This window comes from Paenibacillus sp. FSL K6-0108 (assembly GCF_045040695.1).
Taxonomy (GTDB): domain Bacteria; phylum Bacillota; class Bacilli; order Paenibacillales; family Paenibacillaceae; genus Paenibacillus; species Paenibacillus pabuli_B.
The window spans coordinates 3,855,736-3,876,383 of the sequence record NZ_CP150288.1 but is presented as its reverse complement, the minus strand read 5'-3'; the positions used below and the strand labels follow the sequence as shown (position 1 = coordinate 3,876,383).

Here is a 20,648-nt window from a genome sequence, read left to right as displayed (position 1 = left end):
AATGATTACGATTAATAATATACAAAGATTGTTCATCTAGCAAGTATTCATGAGAATAACAGCTATGCAATCATAAACAGCTTGAAGAGGAATAGGAGGAGTAGGGATGTTTGGAAGATCTGGATTTGGAGTAATTGCTGTTGTCTTATTGTTGTTCATTATGGGGTGTTCACAACATGTGAGCTCACCCTCTGCAGCAGAGGAGGACAAGAACATTGTGGTCGCAGTCACGCAGGATACTGAAGCAGACAAGCTGGACGCCTCGACTTACAATGGTTCCAGACATACGCATGCGGCTATATATGATGCCCTTGTGGACTATAAAGGAAAAGGTGAATTTGCGCCCAGCCTGGCGGAGTCATGGGAGATATCCGATGATGGCAGGACTTACATTTTACATCTGCAAAATCAGGTCATGTTCTCGGATGGCAGTCCACTGAATTCAGCAGCCGTGAAGTTTTCTTTGGAAAGAGCGGTAAGCAGGGAAGAGAATGCTTCGCTTGAAATATCCCGTTTATTGCAAAAAGTTGAAGCACCTGATGATCAAACAGTCGTACTTTCCTTTAAGGATACAGCAACGCAAGTGTTGTACGAGCTTAGTCAGGCAAGACCATATCGAATTATGAGTCCGAACTCGGTAACCCCTAAGGGAGATGTGAATGGTACTTTTCAAAAAGCGATCGGAACGGGTGCATGGAAAATAGGAGAGTATCAACCAGGGATTCAGACTGTTCTAATCCCGAATGAACATTATTGGTTAGAACAACCATCCGACTATTCACTTGTTTTCAAAGTCATTACAGATCCTCAGGCGAGGGTAATGGCATTGCAATCTGGAGAGGTGGATCTTGCGGGCGGGGAACTTGGTAATATCCCCATGGAAAGTCTCCCTGTATTTCAGAACAACGACAACTACGTAATCGAAACCGGAAACAGTACAATGTCCTACTTTATGGTTATCAACCAACACAATACTTTTCTAGCTGATAAGAATATCCGCCAAGCTATCAATTATGGCAATGATACGAGCAAGTATGCAGGAGGTAGCCGGGACCCTGTTAGAGGATTGTTCCAAGAGAAGGTTGCATTTATATCCGACAGTAATCAGCCTTCCTATCCGTATAATCCCGAAAAAGCCAAACAGCTGATTGAAGCGTCAGGCTACCAATGGAATAAGAACAAGCACCTCTATGAAAAAGATGGACAAGTACTGCAACTTCGTCTGGTGATTCAATCAGAGGAATATCCGGAATGGAAAGAGATGGCTGAAATTTTTCAAGACAACATGAAACAGATCGGCATTCAAATCCATATTGTGAATCAGGAACGGGCTGCTTACTACGATACCCTGTGGAGCACGAAGGAATATGATCTGCTTATGTATCGGACATACACTGATGCTCAATTACCTTATCGATTCCTGTCCTCCTTATTCTATGATTCGCCATCCTCACCGGGAGTTGCGTATCAGGACAAGCCTTTATCCGATTTGCTGGATCAAATCGCGGCTACGGTTTCCACTCAGCAGCAGCAAAAGCTGTTCAATCAGGTGTTCCTCCGCATGCATGAGGAAGCCATGTCTGTTCCGATATACTACGCCAAGCAAACCTTTGTTCATTCAAGCCAAGTGGTTGATTTCAGGTTCAATGCTATTGAGGACGACCCGTTGAAGTGGCATTACCTGAAGAAAGAAGCGAAGTAATGCTCCGCTCTATGATTCATCGTCTGATCATGTTGGTAGTCACGTTTGTTTTATTTTCCTTGTTTGTTTTTACATTAATGCGTTTGGCGCCGGGTGATCCGGCGTCGATGCTGCTGCTGGAAATCGGAGCCGTACCGGAGCAATCCATCGTAGCTGATTTACAGAAACAATGGGGACTGGATCAATCGTTCATTCAGCAATATTTAGCATGGGCACATCACGTATTTCAAGGAGAGTTAGGGCATTCCTTTTCTTCCGGAGAACCCGTATTAAGTGAAATGATTGAACGTTTAGGCTCAACGTCGAAACTCATTGCAAGCTCTTTTGTATTAACCCTCTTCATATCCATACCGATTGGAATCTGGATGGGATTGAATGAAGGCTCAATGGCAGATCGAGTGGTTTATTCAATGACCATATTGGGGTTGTCGATCCCTTTATATTGGCTTGCTATTCTTCTTATGTATGCCTTAGGCGTGATATGGCCCGTCCTGCCTGTTGTAGGCAGTTCGACCACACGGCATTATATTTTGCCGGTAACTGCCATGACGCTGGTGCAAAGTGTTTACTTTATTCGGATGGTTCGATCCTATACGATCCAGTACAGCAAGTTCTCGTACATTGAGGCTGCAAAAGCTAGGGGATTGCGGCCGAGCATCTTTTATCCGTCTTATTTACTGCGCTCCATGTTCATCCCAATTCTGACATTAATCACGACGAGTCTACCCAGCTTTTTTGGGGCTTCGATTATCATCGAGACGATTTTCAGTTTTCCGGGATTCAGTAAATACATGCTTGAAGCTATTTTTCGCCGTGATTTTCCAGTCATTCAAGGGAGCGCACTCTTCGTGGCAGTATTTATTTTTGTTTTTAATTTTATGACCGACCTGTTGTACTTCCTTGCGGACCCGCGTGTTCATCTTGACAAACAGAGGTGGGAAGTTTGATCAGTATCATCCGAGCGAATAAACTGCCAACGGCTGCGTTGTTATATATCATCCTACTTATTATTACAGGACTTGCGGCCCCGTGGATTTCACCTTATGATCCGTTCCATACGAATCATCAACAGAAGCTTCTTCCTCCCAGCGTTGCTCATCCATTTGGAACGGATTATTTGGGAAGAGACCTGTTAAGCCGGGTCATACACGGGATTAGTGAATCGGTATTCCCTGTTTTTATTGTACTTAGTGTTGTGATGTTGATTGGTCTTCTGGTGGGGACATGGAGTGCTTTTTTGGGGAACAAGCTGGACATGCTTATGATGAGCCTAACCGACATTTTCACAGCATTACCGAGTATGTTACTTACCATTGTGGTCGTTGGTTTCCTTGGCTTTGGCATGGAAAATGTATATTTTGCGGTGATCCTCTCCTGGTGGGCCAAGTACGTACGAATCATAAGAGGGCTAATTCATGATGTGAAAAAGGAACCTTATATTACCGCCAGCAGGGTAAGCGGGGCATTTGGACTTAGAATAATAACCAGACATATGATTCCGAATATCATGCCTCAGATTGGAACGATGCTCATTCTGGACGTGAGTAAGGTGATCCTGACTTTATCCGGTTTATCCTTTTTGGGTATTGGTGCACAGCCTCCTTCTCCAGAATGGGGTGTCATGCTATTGGACGGAAAAAATTATTTGCAGGTCGCCCCATGGATGGGCTTCTTTCCAGGCTTTATGATATTTCTGACTGCTGCTTCGTTCCAAATTATAGGCGAGCGACTGAGGAGGGAACGCTAAATGACGACCTTGCTCGAAGTCAAAAATCTAAATATCAGAAATAAGGAAGGTCAATCGCTTGTTCATGATAGCAGCTTTTCTCTGGAGACTGGGAAAACATATGCATTGATTGGAGAAAGCGGCAGCGGTAAAACGCTAACAAGTAAGGCTATCTTGGATATGCTGCCTGCTCATCTGCAGATGTCAGGTGACATCGTGTTACAGGGTGAACATCTGAAGCAATTATCAAGGAAGCGCTGGCGCAGCATCAGAGGGGGCCAGATCGGTGCCATCTTCCAGCATCCGGAGCAGGCCTTGCATCCGTCGATTCCGATTGGTAGGCAATTCGTTGATCTGATGCGCAGTCACTTGCCTGTTTCAAGATATGAGGCTGAGAAGCAAATAAAAAAAATGTTGTCCCAAGTTCTCTTAAAGGACACGTCCCATGTGATGAGCAGTTATGCTCATGAGTTAAGCGGTGGAATGAATCAACGTGTCATGATTGCGATGGCGCTTCTGTTAAAGCCGAAAATCCTGATAGCCGACGAGCCAACGAGTGCACTTGATGTCAAAACACAGGCTGAGATCATATTCCTTCTGAAAGAGCTCATTCTGGACACGGATATGAGCATGTTGTTTATTACCCACGACTTACTTATATCCGGCTATCTTGCGGACACGATTGGTGTTATGCGGGAAGGGAAAATAATAGAGCAGGGCAGTAAGGAGAACATTTTAAGCGCACCTGAACATGAATACACCCAAGAGTTATGCAGGCATTACTCTCAAAGATTTCTTGGAAAAGGAGAGATACCTTATGATTGAAATCCGGCGACTGTATAAGGAAATTCACGGAAGACCCATTCTGGAAGATATTCATTTTAGAATAGAAGATGGAGAATCTCTGGCTATTGTGGGGGAGAGTGGTAGTGGTAAATCCACGCTTGCCCAGCTTATCATGGCATTAAAACAACCAACCTCTGGCCATATTTTCTTTGACGGGCGGCCCTTGCCCAGCAAAGGAATATTATCGTATAGGGAATGGTATCGCGATATACAGATTGTTTTTCAGAATACTGGCTCCACATTAAATCCATCACTGAGCTTGTTTCAGTGTCTGGAAGAACCTTTAATTAATTTTACCCGTTATAATAGAGCCGAGCGCAAGCATAAAGTCCTTGAATATTGGGGAAAAGTAGGCCTGAATGAGAACCTTCTTCGAAATCGCCCCGGAAAACTGAGTGGTGGGCAGTATCAAAGAGCTTGTCTCGCCAAAGCTTTGTTAACTCGTCCCAAACTGTTAATCTGTGACGAAATGGTCTCCAACCTCGACGTCTTATTACAACAGCAGATGATTGAGCTGCTCATATCCATTCAGAAGGAACAAGGCTTAACTCTTCTGTTCATTACTCATGACCTCACGCTGTTACCAGGACTATGTTCGAATATTATGGTTTTGAAAGAGGGAAAACAGGTTGAACTTTTCAGTACTTCTGCGCTCTATGACGAAGCAGAGAGGGATCCATATACCGTCACGTTATTAAACTCAAGTAAGATGTTTGAAACAGCATGGAACCAATTGACATAAAATTCAGCGGGAATAAATTAAGTAAATTACCAATTTTGGAAATTGTTTTTTTATCTGCAAAAAGGTATTGGGAATCAAACGGTACCTTTTTGAAAATGAATTTTTCTCAAAGAAAAATGATTTCTCAGTTTCGAGGCACAGTTATTCATCAAGCAGCATGGAGTATTATCCTTTTAGCAAAAAAGAAAGACTAAACCGATGGATTTCCCCATCTCAGACAAAATCGTTGTAGCGATTTTGCTACCTATTCCGGGAATCGATTGGATAATCTGATCGACTAGGGCAGAGGCAGGTAATTGTGTGTGTTACGGTTGATACGCCAGCTGCTCGAAATGTGTCGAGGGACAAGAACATGGTCCCATTGAAGTCGCTAATTTAGCGGCTTTTTTATTTTATCGGTACAAGTTATTGTCCCAAGCCAAGGACAAGAACTTGTACCGATTGCCGGAATGGACAAGAACATGTTCCTATTGCCGGAATGGACAAGAACATGTTCCTATTGCCGATTAGATGTACATCTAATCGGCGTTTTGCCCGTCAATTCATTAAACTAACGGGCAGGTTAGTTGATAATTGCATGTCTCATATATAGCAGAAGCTGCTGTGTATTGATGTGCAATATCATGTTTAGTAAGGAATGTATATATTCATTTGTATAAAGGCTCCATCAATTCGAAACAAAATTAGCTTTATAATACAAAGTCTTTCTGATGATCGATTCTATATAGAACTACGTAGTTTTTGAAGATGTTCATATAAAACATACGTTTACAGGACGCAGTAGTAACGAAATGGTATACTAAATTTATAAGCACAGAGCTTTACCCTATAGGAAAGGTGGCTAAGGTTTTATGTCACATGATAATAAAAAAGAGTATACAACAGAAGAAAAAAGAGGGCGTCCTCTCGATTTGTCACGGAATAAGGTCATTCTTGAGACAACCTTAGAATTGTTAGCAGAAAAAGGATATGACTCATTAACCATAGAAGCAGTTGCTATTCAAGCGAAGGTCGGCAAGGGGACCATATACAGAAGGTGGTCTTCTAAAATGGAACTTGTCATTGAGGCTGCCATGTTGGCCAATCCAATTGAGATATCCATAAATGAGTTGAATAGAAATCAAGACTTGCGTGGACAGTTGATTGACTTGCTCTCTCTCCTGTTCATGCAAGATAATAAAAAATATCAAAAAGCAATGAATGCAATTTGTAACGCGCTAAATGAACAATTAGATCAAGGTATGCGTGATGCTTTTTACTGGAGCTACAGAAATGTGGTCACATCCATTCTTCAGCCGTATGTCGCAGAATATCAACTTACTGACGACGATATAGAGCTAATTGCAGATATAGGACCTGCGTTAGTAATGTATAATAATATTTACGCCAGAAATCAGTCTAATAATGTTCAATATATTGAAAGAATTGTTGATAAATTGATGATGCCGATCATATTAAAACAAGTGTAAATTGCGAAGTAAACAAGCCGAGCACATAATGTATGTGCTCGGCTTGTTTACTTCTTTTGAATTAAAAAAAGAATATTATTAAGACATTTCATAATAAGCCAATCTTTTAATAAGTCTCTCAATTCTGGAGTTCTTGAAGTCCATAAAGAGAAGGCATTCCCTGTAGTGCGAATAGAATGAACAATTTTACTGATAGAGGTAGGATGAGTCCTCTCACTCAATTTTTCCAAATAAACACATCTCGTTTTAGTTTTAAATGTAAAGATACAAAACTTGTATTTAGCAATTCAGTTAAGCTTCCACTTAAGGATAATCCCATTCGGTTTAGGAGATAACTAAACGACCGTTCCCCAGTTAACACTAGGAATCGATCGCAAGGAAGCTTTTATTATTTCTATTGAACAGTGTGCTATAGACAAACCGGGTTAGATATAATGAAGATATCTTTGCTTTTTCCCCTATGCAGTTCTGGATGTTCCTTTTAGCAAATCGTCATATTAAGTTCTGACGCGCCCATTCCGCCATGCTCAACCCAGGACGTCTTAGAACTGTGAAGACGTCGTCACGAACAACTGTCTGTGCAGTCATTTGACCAGTCGCGCCTAATTTCATTGTAATGACGGCACTCTCCATGTAGGCACGTTCACCAGTATCTGAAACCTGAGAAACATGCGCTTCCAATGCTGAAGGATCAAGTGTAAAGCAATTGATTTGTTTTCCCGAAATCTCAGAAAGAATGCCAGCAACTTCTGGACCGGTCAATACTTCTGTGCTCAAATAGTAGTTGGCGCTCGCATGTTTCCCTGGACCCTCTCGCAACACTGTAGCAGCCACAGCGGCAATATCCTCTGCGAATACCCAGCCTTGTTGCGCGTCATTCCACGTGACTGAAAATGAACCCGTTTCCTGTAAGGTAGTACGTGTGAAGATACTATCTGTAATGACGTTGGGATGCAGATGTGTCCAACTAATTCCACTGGCTTCAATATACGTTTCGATAAAGTCATGCCAGATAAAATGGGGGATAAGGTCACGACGGGAGGTAAAGACTCCCAGATGAACGATGTGACTCACGCCTGCTTTGACTGCTGCATCAACCAAATGTTTACTTTGGATTAGCATATCAGCCGTATATCCAGTTAGTAAAAATACTCGGTCGACACCTGCTAGTGCTGCAGGGAAGGTTTTCGGCTCATTAAGATCAAGTACAACAGCCTCACGACCCTCTACTTCCCATTTTTCGGCGGTTTCTCTACGACTTGTCGCCAGACGAAAGGTTACGCCCTCACTGTTATTTTCGAATTCTTTAACAATTTTTGAACCGACGGTGCCAGATGCACCAATAATCAGCACTTTTGGTGTTGTCATTTCATATTCCTCCAATAGTTAATATATAGAACTTAGAAGTTCCGTAAAAGGATCATAGCAAATATATATACAGAACGCAATAGTATCGTATTTAATGATGGAATGATATACTCGATTTATAAAATACAAAGCTTTACCTTACAGAAAGGTGGCGAAGGCAGTTACAAACCAAGCAAAAGTCGGCAAGGGAACCATATATAGACGATGGTCTTCTAAAATGGAACTTGTTATTGACGCAACCAGGTTGATTAATCCTATTGAGGTATCCATAAATAAGTTGAATAGAAATCAAGACTTGCGTGGACAACTGATTGATCTGCTCAATCTGCTATTTACACAAGATAATAAAAAATATCAAAAAGCAATAAATGCAATATGTAATGGGCTAAATGAACAATTAGACCAAGGTATGCGTGACGCTTTTTACTGGAGTTACAGAAACGTGATTGCATCTATTCTTCAATCGTATGTCAAAAAATATCAACTTACTGATGACGATATAGAGCTAATTACAGATATTGAACCTGCGCTAGCAATGTTGAACAATATTTACGCCAGAAATCAGTCTAATCATGCTTGTTATGTAGAAAGAATTGTGGATAAATTGATGATGCGAAGCGTATTAAAACAAGTGTAAATTTCGGAAGTAAACAAGCCGAACACATAAGATATGTGTTCGGCTTAATTATTTCTTGAAAATGCTTAAAATAAACACATTAACAAGTAGGCAGGCGATTCTTATACATTTTAAATTTATATGTAACTGAATAAAGTTAGATTTCTATTATTGATAATTTAAAATTTTATTTTGATACTATTGCGTTCTGTAATTGTTTTTGTTATGATCCATTTACGGTACTACACCGTTTCATATAAATCGGATTTGGAGGAATAATACATGGCAATAGTAGCAAAAGAATATTTAGCCATTACATACTTTGTGTATGAATTTGCATAGCCAGAGGCGTGGTTATGATTATGAGGGCGTCTCAAACCAACGGATTAAACCAGATACCTGAAAAACTTCATCCTCACGGAAACACAATTTCTAACAAATGAAAATTTCTGGTGCTATTGGAGCAGCGTATTTTGTAAGTGTGATGTAGCATGGTTTAAAAACTCCCTAACGGCTAATGGGATCTCTAATCCAAGTGACCAAGAGTCACTCAATGCACTCACATGTGGTTCGCACGAATATGAAATTCCATATTAACTAAAATGATCTCAAGTAAAGATTGTATGGATCAGAGAAGGGAAGAAGGAGTGTGTAGATCATGCTTATACGAGATCCAAAACTCAAACTTTCAATTTTGGATACGGTACATGTTTATGAGAATACGACCGCAGAAGAAACGCTTCAAAATGTAACCGAAATGGTCCAGTTAGCAGAGGAACTAGGCTATACGAGGTATTGGTTCACTGAGCATCACAATGCCCCGACCATGATGAGTACGTCTCCTGAGATGCTAAGCATGCATGCTGCTGCTCACACAAAAAAAATCCGAGTGGGTTCCGGTGGGGTAATGTTACCCAACCATGGTCCTTTAAAAGTCATGGAAAATTTTTCACTCCTTGAAGGACTATATCCAGGTAGAATTGATCTAGGTATAGGAAGGGCATCCGGAACAGATGGAAAAACAATGATGGCCTTGCTCAGATCTAAACAACTACTAGTGGCTAATGATTTTCCTGAACAATTGGATGATCTCCTTTCATTTTTTGAACGAAGCTTTGATAAAACCCATCCATTCAGTCAGATTCATACTCCTGGGGACAAATCTATCATACCCGATTTATACATTTTAGGGGCAAGCAAAGGTGGATTACCGTTCGCTCTTGACAAGGGATTAGGTTTTGTTTTTGCCGGCCATTTAGCTCCACAATTAACCATTCCTATGTTAAGAGCGTATAAAGAAAATTTCAAACCTTCTCAATATTTGAATGAACCTAAAAGCATGTTGGCTATTATTGCAAGCACGGCTGAAACCGAAGAAGAGGCCAAGTACTTAGCAGGGCCCGTAGAGTTAATGTGGGCGCAATTAATTACTGGCAAACAAGAGATCCGAATTCATACTCCAGATGAGGCACAAAATCACATCTTCACTCTTGATGAAGAAAGAGCAAAGGAACAGAACAAAGATCGCTTTGTTATCGGGAATGTGGGAACTGTTGCGGAAAAACTCCATCAATTGGCTACAGCGAGTCTAGTTGATGAAATTATTGTTGCGGATTTTTATCCTAATCAAGAAAGCCGTAAGAAAGGGCACCGATTATTGGCTGAGGAATTAGGATTGATTCAAGTGAAACCATGAGCTGCGACCTTGGCTCAGACAAGTGCATTATGAAAACCACTATATAATGTGGTGAAACAGCTTTCGTCATATATATAAACATTAATCAACATTGGAGGAGAAAGTTTTGCAAATGAATAGTAATACTGCTTCTACTGCAGTGAGTAACAGTGAGATTAAAACTTCGCCAGTTATCATTTCATTCTTGATTGCTGGTTTTGTCGGCTTTTTCGGTGAGACAGCACTGAATATTGCGCTTCAAAATATTATTAATGGATTTGGGATCTCAGCATCTTCAGCTCAATGGCTGACTACAGTTTATTTATTGACACTTGGTGTGCTCGTACCGATTTCCGGTTTAATCATGCAGTGGTTCACGACACGCCAGCTATTTTTAACATCTTTGGTATTGTCCATCATTGGAACTTTCATTGCTGCTGTTGCACCATCGTTTTCAGTTTTATTAATCGCACGTGTTGTGCAGGCAATAGGAACAGCACTATTGCTACCATTGATGTTCAACACAATCCTGAACATCATCCCGCCACACCGTCGCGGTAAAGCGATGGGATTGATTGGACTTGTTATTATGTTCGCGCCTGCAGTAGGTCCGACAATTTCAGGATTGATCATCGATAAATTAACTTGGCATTGGATCTTTTGGTTATCCTTGCCTTTGCTCTTGGTTGCACTTATTTTCGGCGCATTCTTCATGCAAAACGTAACACAATTAACGAAGCCGAAAATTGATATCTTATCGATTATTTTATCAACTATCGGTTTTGGTGGCGTAGTATATGGTTTCAGTCATGCCGGTGAAGGCGGAGGTTGGGGCGATCCGATTGTAATCATTGCTATTATAGCTGGTGTCTTGAGTCTTATCTTGTTCTCTATTCGTCAGGTTAAGATGGATCAGCCGATGATGAATTTGAATGCATTTAAATACCCAATGTTCGTTTTAGGGTTAATACTGATTTTTGTAAGTATGATGGTTATGCTTTCTTCTATGATTCTGCTGCCAATGTACCTACAAACATCTCTAGCGCTTACTCCGCTAGTTGCGGGCCTGACTATGCTTCCAGGCGGTCTTATCAATGGTTTACTTTCCCCTGTCATGGGAGGGCTGTTCGATAAATTTGGTCCAAGATTCCTTGTAACTCCTGGTCTTATCATTATCACTTTGGTGATGCTCGGGTTCTCTACCATTTCTGTAGACACTTCAGCTGGGTTCATCATTGGATTGCATATTGCTTTGATGATTGCTGTCTCCATGGTTATGATGCCAGCACAGACAAATGGTTTGAACCAGCTTCCTTCTAGTTTGTACCCCGATGGGACAGCTATCATGAACACATTGCAGCAGGTTGCTGGTGCTATTGGTACAGCTGTTGCAATCTCTATCATGACTGCCGGACAAGAAAGCTTCTTGAAAGATGCTTCGAATCCACAAGATCCAGTTACAATGATTCAAGCATTCACAGAGGGTGTCCAAAGTTCGTTTATCTTTGGTATCATTGCAGCTATTGTTGGTGTAGTAATCAGCTTTTTCATCCGACGAGTTAAAGTGGAACATCAAGCAAATTAATATAAATTCTGCCGTTCATTCGGCAGAATTTTTTTTGTGAAAATTTAGATAGGGTATGATAGAAAAATGATCAAAAGAAATAAGGGCTCTTCAGCAAACCTTTGAGCATCACAAAAGTATAAAGGTGAAGCTGTTTTATTGCTTAGCAAGCAATTGTCGAGAGACAAGAACATGGTTCCATTCCAAGTCGCTATTATAGCGGCTTTTTTGTTTTTAGAAATAGGTAGTTTGACTTACAGTTAACTCTAAGCCCTATACTCTGGTTAAGCTTACCGGGTGAAACAGATCCAACTTTTTGGTGACCAGGTTAAAATTGGGGGATGATATGGAGGAACTAAGTTCAAATTAAACGAGGAGGGAAACATTTGATTTTCACGACTGGACAATTAGCTGAAAAGATGAACATTTCGACATATACATTACGCTATTACGAAAAAGAAGCACTATTACCTTTTGTAAAACGAAATGAAAATGGAGTGAGATTATTTAATGAATCAGACTTAGAATTTTTGCATGTAATGTATTGCCTAAAAAAAAACGGGAATGTCCATTAAAGATATTCGGACGTTTATCGATTGGACCAAAAAAGGTGGCGCTTCTATACAAAAACGATTCAATATGTTCCAGCAGAGGAAAGATGAAGTTGACAGACAAATAGCAGAATTGCAAGTCTACCGAGAATGCATCGAATTCAAACGTAACTATTATCAAAAAGCACTCGAAGCAGGAACTGAAGAGGTCCATCACAATAATGATGGGGAAGCAGCTAAAATGCCATTGGGAAGATTGGCAAAACTCAGAAAACTGGAGGAGTAATATCATGAAAATTTTAGTCATTGGTGGTAGTGGCCATATCGGAACGTATCTTGTCCCTAGGTTAGTCAAGGCAGGGTATGAGGTTATTAACATTACGCGTGGTCAGAGCAAACCCTACAATTCAGATCCTGCATGGGAAGAGGTTAAACCAAATGCTTCTTGACCGAGAGAATGAATTAAATGGAGACTTTGAGAAGAAAATAGCTACATTGAATGCAGATATTGTAATTGATCTAATTAACTTTTCCTTAGAAGAAACAAAACGCATGACAGGAGCCCTTCTAAACACAAACCTTTCCCATTATGTGTTCTGCTCTTCTATTTGGGCTCATGGGCAAGCGACAACCTTTCCCATAATTGAGGATCAGCCTATGTTTCCTTTGGACGAATATGGCCTTCAGAAAGCAAAAAGTGAGGAGTACCTGCATCACCTTTACCGGCAAGAGAGTTTCCCTGAAACTGTTATTATGCCAGGGCAAATCTCGGGATCTGGTTGGGTCATTATGAATCCAATGGCTAATCATGACTACATGGTTTTTGATAAAATTGCAAAAGGTGAAGAAATTGCTCTTCCGAATTTTGGAATGGAAACAATACATCATGTTCATGCAGACGATGTAGCGCAAGTTTTCTTTAATGCAACAACTCATCGTAAAGCAGCCGTAGGAGAGAGTTTTCATGCGGTAGGCGAAGAATCTATCACGCTGCTAGGCTATGCACAAGCGATGTACCGCTAAAGCTATAGATATGAAAAAGCATAGATCTGAAAGATTGCCTAAACGTTCAAATAACGGAAAACGATAACTCAGAGAACTAATCAACTGAACTGAATCTTCAAATGTTAGACACGATCTAGCAATTGAAGGTCCAGTTTTTTTTGTTAAAATTCTACTCAGATTTGAAGATAGAATTATTCATTCATACTTATCAGAGACGGAAAAGTTATGAAAGATATAGAAACGTTTAACAAGTTGAATACAGAAGTGACTTTAGAAATGCAACTAATGCCAAGTCGTGGCGGTGCTTCTCACCACATGGGGGAATGAACGAAAGACAAAATCAGCCGTATGGCTTCCAACTTGGAAGCCATACGGCTGATTTTTCTTCTTAAGGATTGTTTGCCTTGTAAGCGTCAATCTGTGCCTGCAGATCCTTTAAGGTAGTGTCCAGACCGGCTTTCTTGGCAGCCGACTCAAATCTCCCATAAGCGGTTTCATAATCAATCAGGCCAACGCTGGCCGGATTCATGTATTGTTCAGCGAGATTCTGAATGGCTGCATTTTCGTTCTTCACATTAGCGTCACTGTAAATAAAGTTATATCCATATGGGTATTTATGTTCAATTTTCCGATAATCTCTTAGTTCTTTGACGATTTCGTCAGGTGATTCGATGCTCCATCTTTCGTTAGGGCCACGCCATCCCCATGGGTCATTTGCTCCAGGCGGATATTTTGAAGAATCTGCAAGTTCTTTGAATCGGTCGTCCCCGACAGGCTCCCAATGCTTACCCTTAATTCCATACCAGGTTAAATCGGAGTAGTCTTTATTCCACTTTAGCAGATCCAGAAATTGAAGCGCAAGTTCAGGATTTTTGGAACGAGCGTTTATTGCTACTCCATTTTGCATGTAACCAGAAGGAACAGCCGTCATTTCGGGAATGAATATCTCAGCCTTCCATTCTGGATGTTTTTTTTCAATGGCTACAGCTGTGTTTGAAATTTGATCAAGTGACGAAACCTGAACTGCTGATTTTCCTGCTTCAAACAACTCAGAGGATTTTTCTTTTTGTGACAAGGCGTTCTTCGAGAGAATACCCTCTTTCTGCCAGCGGAACATAGTATTCGCAAAGTTTTTGTAGCCTTCCGTCTCAAAAGCTCTCTTAGCTTGCATTCCTTCTTTACTATAAACGTTTAAAGTCAGGGCACTGTTAGATGACACACTTAGGTTGTCAGGTGCTTCCAGATTCGGATCAAATAAGGTTCGGATGAAACCTTCAGTTCCATGATGATAAGCAAAAGGAGTAATTCCTTGGTCGTTCTTTGCAATTGCCGTTAAGTAGGCGTCCAGACCTGCCATGTCTTTCACCGGCGAAACGTTATATTTTTCTCTTAGATCTCCGCGTAGCAAGAATCCAATTGCTCCATTCTCTTGTACTGCCTGAGGTACAGCGTATACCTTTCCATTTACTTTTGCCTGCTCCCAAGCATCCTTAGGTGTTTTCTCCCAAGTCATTGGCGCGTTCTTGGATAAGAGATCCTCAGTCAATTCCAGAAACCCATTTTTACTGGCAAAACCTTGATAATCAGTCCAGTTCGAAGCATAAATCAGGTCGAAATCTTCTCCGGCGGAGAAAAGAAGGGAGTATTTCTGTGACCACTCTCCCCAGGTAAAGTTCGTCACTTCAATTTTGGCATTGATATCTTTCTGTGCCATTTTGCTTAATTCCTGATAAACAAGATCAGCATCAGCCGGCTTATCACCGAGAAGAATCATTTTAAGCGTGACCTGACCCGCGTCATTGTTCTCTGACTCCGATGAACTATTTTTTTCTGAATTACTGCAAGCTGACAAGACCAATGCAACGACCATAACAATTGCCAGCGTGGTAGACCACTTGTTTCGTTTGTTTTTCATGTTGACCCTCCTATAAGTAGTATATGTTAAATCGGCAGTTTGCCGAAACTAACCTTTTACAGCACCTAAAGTTAGCCCTTGCACAAAGAATCGTTGTATAAAGGGATATAGAAAAAGAATAGGACCTATTGAGATCATGGTAACAGCCATTTTTAGAGAGTTTTGCGGCATACTGCTCATATCAACAGAAGCTCCTCCGCTGGATAACGCTGAGATTCTTCGCAACTCGTCGGAATTAGTGACTAAATTGTAAAGAAGCAGTTGTAACGGTCGCAAGTTCTCGTCTGATATAAATAGCATGGATAGATACCAATCGTTCCAATATTGCAATGCAACGAAAAGCGTAACTGTTGCAAGTACCGGTTTGCATACGGGCAGAATGATGGAAGTGAATATACGAAATTCGTTCGCTCCATCTATGAAGGCGGATTCACTAAGTGCTTCAGGTACTCCTCGCATGAATGCTTTCATCACAATGATGTAAAAAACATTAAAGAGAGCTGGAATGATTAAAACAAGCAAATTATCTTTTAGATTCAAGTATTTCATAATCAGGATGTACCAAGGCACCAGACCTGCATTAAACAGCGTAGTGAAGAAGAAAAAGAAAGCCAAGCCGTTCGCTATGCGAAACGTACGTTTATGAATAACGTAAGCCGTCATAGCCATCAGGTACACGCTGGCTATGGTACCAACCACCGTGACTAGTATCGTTACGCCATAGGCTCTCAGAATAACCATCGGGTTTTCAAGAGCGACTTCGTAGGCCTTCAAAGAAAATGAAGTCGGGAAAAGCGTATAACCGTTGCGAATAATTTCCTGTTCATCCGTTAATGAGGAAGAGAGGACCATTAGAAATGGCACGAAGCACAGGATTGCAAAGACCCCAAGCAATAGATAAGAGAGAACATTAAAAACTACAATATCAGCAGTTGGTTTTCTCAAGTTGGCAGCTCCTTTCTAAAACAGAGAATAATCTTTGTTGTATTTCTTGACTGCGTAATTCGCAATCATGATTGTGACAAAGCACAGAATGGATTGGTAGAAACCAGCAGCTGCTGCCATACCTTCCTCCCTCGTGGTGAGCAAAGAACGGAAAACGAAAGTATCGATGACATCGGTTTTATCATATAGGACACCGTTATTCTGTACTAACTGATAGAACAAGCCAAAATCACCTCTGAAAATATTCCCTATGGCAAGAAGCACAAGGATGACGATGGTTGGAGTGAGGAAGGGCAGGGTCAAATGCCATATCCGGCGAAAAATGTTCGCACCATCAATCTGAGCAGCTTCGTAAATTTCCTTATCCACGCCCATAATGGCTGCCAGGTAATAGATCATGCCATACCCTACAGACTTCCATGCACTGACAAGGATAATCAAAAACGGCCAGTAATCTGGGGAATTATAGATGTCGATTGGTTCGGATCCATAAGATCTCATAAAACCATTGATGATGCCTGAGTCAAAATCAGCAAAGCCGTAAAGAAGTAATCCTACGGTCACCCAGGATACAAAATAGGGAAGGAAAAGCATCGATTGCGTAATCTTGCGGAACCATTTACCTGATAATTCTACAAGCGCAATTGCAAGTACAATCTCCAAAATGTTGTTGACGATAATAAATGCAATGTTGTACAAAAACGTATTAGTCGTCACAAGTAATGCCTTACCTGAAATGAAGAAGAATCGAAAATTGTCTAACCCTACCCACGGACTTCCAAAGATACCATCTTGGTAGTTGTATTGTTTGAACGCGATAACCAATCCGGCAATGGGTAAGTAGTTGAAAATGAAAAAGAAGACCACGGCCGGTAAAGCCATTAATACCAATAGTCGATTCTTGATCAGATGCCGTAGCAACGATTCACGTTTCACTGTTGAAACCTCCTATTCTTTTTGTAATGTTCATGAAAGCGTTATCGTTAGTTTGACAGCATTCCAACATCAATATAACCCGACAGAATTGTAATCTAGCCAAATATATTGTAGGATCAGAAATAAAAAAAGTCCTATGAAAGGAGGTCATGTCGAATGAAGATTCTGATTGCGGATGATGATCCATTTACGCTTCAGGGGATAATCGGGGCTATTCACTGGGACCAGTACGGCATTGATATAGTGTTGCAAGCGAGTAATGGAAGTAAGGCATTTGATATCGCACGCCAAGAACATCCCGAGCTTCTATTAACCGACGTACGTATGCCCAAAATGGACGGGATTGAGCTTGCGACCGCTTATCGGGAAATTAATCCGAGCTGTCAGATTATTTTCATGAGTGGATTCTCTGACAAACAATATCTGAAATCCGCAATAAAACTAAGAGCCGTCTCCTACGTTGAGAAACCCTTAGAAATAAACGAACTGCAGGATGCACTCCAGCTGGCAGTTAAACAGACTCGATCGACAGGGCAGAATGTCAAAGTTGAAACGAATATGATGTTAGCAGCTAAACCACTCATCTCGAGTGAACTCGCGATAGCGATTACGAAACCCAATTGTGATAAAGAACGGATCAGCGAGTTGATAGAATTAGCAGGATATACTTTTCCAGCCAGAATGCGTCTGCAAACTCTATTGGTAAAGGTTCGGAAGAAAAACATGCTGAATCCACAACGATTGGAATTGACCGTAGATAACATATATGGTTTAGTCTCTGGTTTACTGACAGAATCCAGTACCACAGGGATCGCCGCTGTGAAGGACGATGCTCATATCGTCATACACCTGTACGTCGTCTCAGGCAATTTGGATGAGCTCCAGGATGCTGCTGATCGATTTGCCTCAAACTTATTGGATATCCTGCCAGACAAGGAGATGGTATTCATCGCATCAGGCAAAACCGTCAACGGGCTGTCGGCTGCTGAAAAATCCTATAGTACAGCGGTAATATCCTTGCAGCATATGTTCTATAACGGTTATTCCGTTTACGGGTATCACGAGAATCAGACACCTGCATATTCCATTGATCCTCACTTAATGACAGTGTTCGGGGAACATCTATCCAAACAGGAAATCGAGCAGGCACTGCGGCTTATTTCCAGTCTCACCTTTGATATCAAGCAGCATAAAAACACTATGGTCAATTATGTTAAAGAAATGTATTTCCAGCTTTTGATGACATTGATCCGTGTGTCGGGAGAACGAAATATCCACCTCTTCAATAATACGGATAGCTCGGGATCGATATGGAACATGATGCACGAATTAGAAACCTTGAGCGAGTTGAAAGATTTGATCGTCATGAAGGTAGAACACTATTCGTCCTCCATTATGGAGCAATCTCCTTATAGTGGTATTGTTAACGGAATTCTTCAATATGTTCATGACCACTACTCTGACATTCATCTATCGATCAGTAAAATCAGTACCCATACGATGCTTACGACTTCCTATCTTTGCAACCGCTTTAAACAGGAGACTGGCCAAACAATTAATCAGTATGTTACGAATTATCGGATTGATAAAGCGAAGGAGCTATTGCGTGACCCTTCACGCAAGGTGGCTGATGTATCGCTGAGCGTGGGATATAACAACGGAGACTATTTTGCCAAATGTTTCCGTAAATTAACCGGGTGTAATCCATCTGAATACAGGGAGGGGCTCGGAGGATGAAAATGAAGGAGAAAGCACGGTTTTTCCAATTTTTCTCCGATCTCAAGCTTAGAAATAAACTGATCCTTTCCTTCTTCACGCTGATCATACTTCCGCTCGGCGGGTATTTCTATCTGTCTTCTGAGCAACAGTATAAGCAGTTTTTAAATAGGACTTCATTTTCTGTGGAGCGAAACTTTGAGCAGTCATTCTCTTTTCTTTCCTTCAAATTTCAACAAATTCGCACGGCGAGCGATATTCTTATAGCAGAGAAAATGCTTACGGATGTAATGACTTCAGAGGGTAGTACCGATGATTTCTTCATGCAGTACAGAGATTTTCTTGATTTGAAGCCGTTCTTATCTTCCTTGGAAGACCAAGGGAATATTCAAAGCATCAAATTATTCGTAAATGAGGAATTGTTCTATTCCGACGAGAACATTAACCTCTTCAGTCTAAAGAAAGCACGTCAGACCTATTGGTTCAAGCGACTGATAGAGAGTGGTAAAGGGATTTTGTGGGCGCCTAACTCTTACTTTACAGATTCCGAGACAGATAAAAATGATTTTTTGGCGGTTCTCCGACCATTTCGTAACCCCAATGATTATTCGGAATTTCTTGGCGTTATCCGATTGGATATTCCGCTCAGCCTGGTCACTGATATTTTAAACAATGCCGCACCCATTCAGAACAGCTTGACCTATATTCAAAATTCCAATGGGGAACTTGTTGCTAGTTCTAATCTCTCGCTACAACAGGAATATAAAATTGATCAGGATCAGGTCATTCATTCTTCTAAGAGGGACCCTCATTTTGTTAAATTGAAGAATTCTGAGGTGTATCTACAGAGCAAGATGATTCCCGGAACCGATTGGTATATGGTTACAGTCATTCCGCTAAAGGAAATTGCTGCTGAAAGCAAAGCCATGCTAAAAAACTCAGTTCTTTTGCTCATCGTTATTGGCTTAATCGCTTTGCTTCTATCCGTTTTGATTTCAAATTATATGACATCACGCCTAACTCAAATCATGCGTAAAATGCGAAATGTACAAGAAGGCAACGTCGTTGCACTCTCACTACCCCCGTCCAGGGATGAGTTCGGGGAGTTAATCGAGAATTATAATTATATGGTTCATAAAATCGGGGGATTGTTAGAAGAACAGTTTCGCTCTGGTCAAGAAATCAAGAGTGCAGAGTTAAAAGCGCTCCAAGCGCAAATCAATCCTCATTTTTTATACAATACACTTGATTTGATGAAATGGATGGCACGCAGCGGAATGACCGACGAGATAGGACAGGTTGTGACCTCGCTCTCGAAGTTCTACAAACTAAGCCTAAGCGGCGGCAATACGATCATTTCCATCCGTGATGAACTTCTTCATGTCAGCAGTTATATGCAAATACAGAGCGCACGATACGCAAGTAAAATCCAGCTGGATATTCAGGTGGATGAAGCAATTATGGAGTGTGGCATTTTAAAAATTACACTACAGCCTATCGTAGAGAACGCCATCATCCATGGAATATTGTGCACAGATGAAGAAGCCGGTACGATTCGAATAAGGGGCGGTCTTATCAAAGGCAATATTGAGATAATTGTATCGGATGATGGTGAAGGCATGTCCCCGGATACCGTATCCAAATTACTCACTAGCGATCTCCACAATCAAACGAAAGGCAGTGGATACGGTCTGCGAAACATTAATGAGCGAATTCATCTTTTTTACGGTACAAGTTATGGACTTACATTCCATAGTAAGCCCGGATTAGGTACCGAGGTTATCATCCGTATACCTATGCAGAAACTGCAACATCAATCGAATGAGAACGGGAACCAATCCTAAGAATTTGTATTCTACGCATGCAAGTTAA

The 20,648-nt window shown here is 41.1% G+C and carries 20 protein-coding genes; 16 read left to right on the top strand and 4 right to left on the bottom strand.

What is annotated here, in order from left to right:
* The first annotated feature begins 106 nt into the window (after positions 1-106).
* The 7 genes from MHB49_RS17505 to MHB49_RS17475 all read left to right on the top strand — a co-directional run bounded on the left by MHB49_RS17505 (position 107) and on the right by MHB49_RS17475 (position 6,485).
* The gene (locus MHB49_RS17505) at positions 107-1,702 is read left to right on the top strand and encodes an ABC transporter substrate-binding protein (protein WP_405152329.1); all 1,596 of its coding nucleotides are present in this window, start codon (positions 107-109) and stop codon (positions 1,700-1,702) included.
* On the top strand, positions 1,702-2,649 hold the full coding sequence (locus MHB49_RS17500; RefSeq protein WP_405152328.1) for an ABC transporter permease: 948 nt from the start codon (positions 1,702-1,704) through the stop codon (positions 2,647-2,649). The genes MHB49_RS17505 and MHB49_RS17500 overlap by 1 nt, the downstream gene beginning before the upstream one ends.
* Positions 2,646-3,449 carry an ABC transporter permease gene (locus tag MHB49_RS17495; protein WP_090911120.1) on the top strand — a complete coding sequence of 268 codons (804 nt, stop codon included), beginning with the start codon at positions 2,646-2,648 and terminating at the stop codon, positions 3,447-3,449. The genes MHB49_RS17500 and MHB49_RS17495 overlap by 4 nt, the downstream gene beginning before the upstream one ends.
* A complete protein-coding gene (locus tag MHB49_RS17490) occupies positions 3,450-4,253 on the top strand; it encodes an ABC transporter ATP-binding protein (RefSeq protein WP_405152327.1) in 804 nt (267 codons plus the stop codon).
* Positions 4,246-5,016, top strand: a complete 771-nt coding sequence (locus MHB49_RS17485; protein WP_405152326.1) for an ABC transporter ATP-binding protein — start codon at positions 4,246-4,248, stop codon at positions 5,014-5,016. Before MHB49_RS17490 ends, MHB49_RS17485 begins: the two co-directional genes overlap by 8 nt.
* Positions 4,998-5,210, top strand: a complete 213-nt coding sequence (locus MHB49_RS17480; protein ID WP_405152325.1) for a hypothetical protein — start codon at positions 4,998-5,000, stop codon at positions 5,208-5,210. The genes MHB49_RS17485 and MHB49_RS17480 overlap by 19 nt, the downstream gene beginning before the upstream one ends.
* 657 nt (positions 5,211-5,867) lie before the next feature.
* Positions 5,868-6,485 carry a TetR/AcrR family transcriptional regulator gene (locus MHB49_RS17475; RefSeq protein ID WP_405152324.1) on the top strand — a complete coding sequence of 206 codons (618 nt, stop codon included), beginning with the start codon at positions 5,868-5,870 and terminating at the stop codon, positions 6,483-6,485.
* Between the two features lie 492 nt (positions 6,486-6,977).
* On the opposite strand, the gene MHB49_RS17470 is transcribed toward MHB49_RS17475, so the two are convergent.
* A complete protein-coding gene (locus MHB49_RS17470; RefSeq protein ID WP_405152323.1) occupies positions 6,978-7,853 on the bottom strand; it encodes an SDR family oxidoreductase in 876 nt (291 codons plus the stop codon).
* Between the two features lie 217 nt (positions 7,854-8,070).
* Between MHB49_RS17470 and MHB49_RS17465 the strand changes: the two genes are divergently transcribed.
* From MHB49_RS17465 to MHB49_RS17435, 7 genes are all read left to right on the top strand, one after another.
* On the top strand, positions 8,071-8,490 hold the full coding sequence (locus MHB49_RS17465) for a hypothetical protein (RefSeq protein ID WP_405152322.1): 420 nt from the start codon (positions 8,071-8,073) through the stop codon (positions 8,488-8,490).
* A 637-nt stretch (positions 8,491-9,127) separates the two neighbouring features.
* Positions 9,128-10,165 (top strand): LLM class flavin-dependent oxidoreductase, encoded by a 1,038-nt coding sequence (locus MHB49_RS17460; protein ID WP_405152321.1) that lies wholly within the window; start codon positions 9,128-9,130, stop codon positions 10,163-10,165.
* Between the two features lie 112 nt (positions 10,166-10,277).
* Positions 10,278-11,729: a DHA2 family efflux MFS transporter permease subunit gene (locus tag MHB49_RS17455; protein ID WP_405152320.1), complete on the top strand. Its 1,452-nt coding sequence runs from the start codon at positions 10,278-10,280 to the stop codon at positions 11,727-11,729.
* Positions 11,730-12,127: 398 nt separating this feature from the next.
* Positions 12,128-12,283, top strand: a complete 156-nt coding sequence (locus tag MHB49_RS17450; protein ID WP_405157162.1) for a MerR family transcriptional regulator — start codon at positions 12,128-12,130, stop codon at positions 12,281-12,283.
* Positions 12,273-12,545 carry a hypothetical protein gene (locus tag MHB49_RS17445; protein WP_405152319.1) on the top strand — a complete coding sequence of 91 codons (273 nt, stop codon included), beginning with the start codon at positions 12,273-12,275 and terminating at the stop codon, positions 12,543-12,545. The genes MHB49_RS17450 and MHB49_RS17445 overlap by 11 nt, the downstream gene beginning before the upstream one ends.
* A gap of 4 nt (positions 12,546-12,549) precedes the next feature.
* Complete coding sequence (locus tag MHB49_RS17440; protein WP_405152318.1) at positions 12,550-12,708, top strand: NAD-dependent epimerase/dehydratase family protein; 159 nt, start codon at positions 12,550-12,552, stop codon at positions 12,706-12,708.
* Complete coding sequence (locus MHB49_RS17435; protein ID WP_405152317.1) at positions 12,698-13,282, top strand: NAD-dependent epimerase/dehydratase family protein; 585 nt, start codon at positions 12,698-12,700, stop codon at positions 13,280-13,282. Before MHB49_RS17440 ends, MHB49_RS17435 begins: the two co-directional genes overlap by 11 nt.
* A gap of 370 nt (positions 13,283-13,652) precedes the next feature.
* Here MHB49_RS17435 and MHB49_RS17430 read toward each other — a convergent pair whose 3' ends face one another.
* Genes MHB49_RS17430 through MHB49_RS17420 form a run of 3 tightly spaced genes read right to left on the bottom strand, consistent with a single transcriptional unit; the run spans position 13,653 to position 17,060 of the window.
* Positions 13,653-15,179: an ABC transporter substrate-binding protein gene (locus tag MHB49_RS17430; RefSeq protein ID WP_405152316.1), complete on the bottom strand. Its 1,527-nt coding sequence runs from the start codon at positions 15,177-15,179 to the stop codon at positions 13,653-13,655.
* Positions 15,180-15,227: 48 nt separating this feature from the next.
* Positions 15,228-16,124, bottom strand: a complete 897-nt coding sequence (locus MHB49_RS17425; protein ID WP_405152315.1) for a carbohydrate ABC transporter permease — start codon at positions 16,122-16,124, stop codon at positions 15,228-15,230.
* A 15-nt stretch (positions 16,125-16,139) separates the two neighbouring features.
* A complete protein-coding gene (locus tag MHB49_RS17420; protein ID WP_405152314.1) occupies positions 16,140-17,060 on the bottom strand; it encodes an ABC transporter permease in 921 nt (306 codons plus the stop codon).
* A gap of 156 nt (positions 17,061-17,216) precedes the next feature.
* Here MHB49_RS17420 and MHB49_RS17415 point away from each other — a divergent pair, with 156 nt between their 5' ends.
* Together MHB49_RS17415 and MHB49_RS17410 are read left to right on the top strand one after the other, a co-directional pair.
* Complete coding sequence (locus MHB49_RS17415) at positions 17,217-18,797, top strand: response regulator (RefSeq protein ID WP_405152313.1); 1,581 nt, start codon at positions 17,217-17,219, stop codon at positions 18,795-18,797.
* On the top strand, positions 18,794-20,620 hold the full coding sequence (locus MHB49_RS17410; protein WP_405152312.1) for a sensor histidine kinase: 1,827 nt from the start codon (positions 18,794-18,796) through the stop codon (positions 20,618-20,620). Before MHB49_RS17415 ends, MHB49_RS17410 begins: the two co-directional genes overlap by 4 nt.
* Positions 20,621-20,648 lie beyond the last annotated feature (28 nt).

Bases quoted from the DNA above. Each gene is read 5' to 3' on its own strand.
- MHB49_RS17505 (WP_405152329.1), top strand. From the start codon at position 107: ATGTTTGGAAGATCTGGATTTGGAGTAATTGCTGTTGTCTTATTGTTG.
- MHB49_RS17500 (WP_405152328.1), top strand. From the start codon at position 1,702: ATGCTCCGCTCTATGATTCATCGTCTGATCATGTTGGTAGTCACGTTT.
- MHB49_RS17490 (WP_405152327.1), top strand. From the start codon at position 3,450: ATGACGACCTTGCTCGAAGTCAAAAATCTAAATATCAGAAATAAGGAA.
- MHB49_RS17485 (WP_405152326.1), top strand. From the start codon at position 4,246: ATGATTGAAATCCGGCGACTGTATAAGGAAATTCACGGAAGACCCATT.
- MHB49_RS17480 (WP_405152325.1), top strand. From the start codon at position 4,998: ATGGAACCAATTGACATAAAATTCAGCGGGAATAAATTAAGTAAATTA.
- MHB49_RS17475 (WP_405152324.1), top strand. From the start codon at position 5,868: ATGTCACATGATAATAAAAAAGAGTATACAACAGAAGAAAAAAGAGGG.
- MHB49_RS17470 (WP_405152323.1), bottom strand. From the start codon at position 7,853: ATGACAACACCAAAAGTGCTGATTATTGGTGCATCTGGCACCGTCGGT.
- MHB49_RS17465 (WP_405152322.1), top strand. From the start codon at position 8,071: ATGGAACTTGTTATTGACGCAACCAGGTTGATTAATCCTATTGAGGTA.
- MHB49_RS17460 (WP_405152321.1), top strand. From the start codon at position 9,128: ATGCTTATACGAGATCCAAAACTCAAACTTTCAATTTTGGATACGGTA.
- MHB49_RS17455 (WP_405152320.1), top strand. From the start codon at position 10,278: ATGAATAGTAATACTGCTTCTACTGCAGTGAGTAACAGTGAGATTAAA.
- MHB49_RS17450 (WP_405157162.1), top strand. From the start codon at position 12,128: ATGAACATTTCGACATATACATTACGCTATTACGAAAAAGAAGCACTA.
- MHB49_RS17445 (WP_405152319.1), top strand. From the start codon at position 12,273: ATGTCCATTAAAGATATTCGGACGTTTATCGATTGGACCAAAAAAGGT.
- MHB49_RS17440 (WP_405152318.1), top strand. From the start codon at position 12,550: ATGAAAATTTTAGTCATTGGTGGTAGTGGCCATATCGGAACGTATCTT.
- MHB49_RS17435 (WP_405152317.1), top strand. From the start codon at position 12,698: ATGCTTCTTGACCGAGAGAATGAATTAAATGGAGACTTTGAGAAGAAA.
- MHB49_RS17430 (WP_405152316.1), bottom strand. From the start codon at position 15,179: ATGAAAAACAAACGAAACAAGTGGTCTACCACGCTGGCAATTGTTATG.
- MHB49_RS17415 (WP_405152313.1), top strand. From the start codon at position 17,217: ATGAAGATTCTGATTGCGGATGATGATCCATTTACGCTTCAGGGGATA.
- MHB49_RS17410 (WP_405152312.1), top strand. From the start codon at position 18,794: ATGAAAATGAAGGAGAAAGCACGGTTTTTCCAATTTTTCTCCGATCTC.